This window comes from Gilvimarinus sp. 2_MG-2023 (genome assembly GCF_030547685.1).
Classification (GTDB): Bacteria; Pseudomonadota; Gammaproteobacteria; order Pseudomonadales; family Cellvibrionaceae; genus Gilvimarinus.
The window spans coordinates 1-914 of the sequence record NZ_JAUOQM010000033.1 but is presented as its reverse complement, the minus strand read 5'-3'; the positions used below and the strand labels follow the sequence as shown (position 1 = coordinate 914).

The window sequence follows — 914 nt, the reverse complement described above, 5'->3', positions numbered from 1 at the left end:
TCAGCGTTCAGCGTTCAGCAAGAGTATAGCGTCCGTCCTCAGACTTCTGTCATCAGATGTTAGATACAAAAAAGCCCGACCATCGCTGGCCGGGCTTTTTTGTTGAAGCGCAAAATCGACTTACTTGATTTTGCCTTCTTTGTACATCACATGCTTGCGAACAACGGGATCGTATTTTTTGATCTCCATTTTCTCAGGCATGGTGCGCTTGTTCTTGTCGGTCGTGTAGAAATGACCGGTACCGGCACTAGAGTTCAGACGAATCTTCTCGCGCATGACTTATTCTCCTAGATTAGACTTTTTCACCGCGAGCACGCAGTTCAGCTAGAACAGCATCAATGCCACGCTTGTCGATGATACGCATACCTTTAGTAGAAATGCGCAATTTAACAAAACGCTTCTCGGCTTCTACCCAGAAACGGTGAGTGTGCAAGTTCGGCAAAAAACGACGCTTAGTGTGGTTTTTTGCGTGAGAAACGTTGTTTCCAGTTACAGGACGCTTGCCGGTAACCTGACATACCTTAGACATGGAGTTGCCTCTTAACCAATTTATAACGCGCTGCGCCAACTGGGTGAGCATCGACCCAGACGGCCCAGAGCTGGATTCATTGAGCAGCCAATTTGTACCAATGCGGCCTGTACTCGAGGGGTTCGAAACGTCCGAATATTCCCACGAGGGCCTTGATGGAAGCTTACATTCAGCAACCCGGCCGCGAAGAGCCGCGTTTTATACCAAAAGCGCCCTTCAATAGCAACGCTTAGCTGCTTTTTTAGGCAAAAAATGTGCTTTTTAACCCGTAACAGGCTAAATCAGGCCCCGCTCGGCAAAAGAGGTCACGCTGCCGTCGCCGACAATCATATGATCGAGCACCCGCACGCCTACCAGCTCCAGCGCATCGATCAGCTTGTGCGTA

At 49.3% G+C, this 914-nt stretch carries 3 protein-coding genes; all 3 read right to left on the bottom strand.

Translation table 11 applies throughout. From position 1 onward, the window contains the following. Window positions 1-120 precede the first annotated feature (120 nt). Window positions 121-276, bottom strand: coding sequence for a 50S ribosomal protein L33 (gene rpmG / locus Q4526_RS06785; protein ID WP_041521760.1), 156 nt, complete (start codon window positions 274-276; stop codon window positions 121-123). Between the two features lie 16 nt (window positions 277-292). Further along, window positions 293-529, bottom strand: a complete 237-nt coding sequence (gene rpmB / locus Q4526_RS06780) for a 50S ribosomal protein L28 (protein WP_215976176.1) — start codon at window positions 527-529, stop codon at window positions 293-295. Between the two features lie 276 nt (window positions 530-805). Beyond that, a partial coding sequence (locus Q4526_RS06775) for a JAB domain-containing protein (protein ID WP_303609567.1) occupies window positions 806-914 on the bottom strand: 109 nt, incomplete at its 5' end.

Coding starts and splice junctions, on each gene's coding strand:
- rpmB (WP_215976176.1), bottom strand. CDS start 529: ATGTCTAAGGTATGTCAGGTTACCGGCAAGCGTCCTGTAACTGGAAAC.
- rpmG (WP_041521760.1), bottom strand. CDS start 276: ATGCGCGAGAAGATTCGTCTGAACTCTAGTGCCGGTACCGGTCATTTC.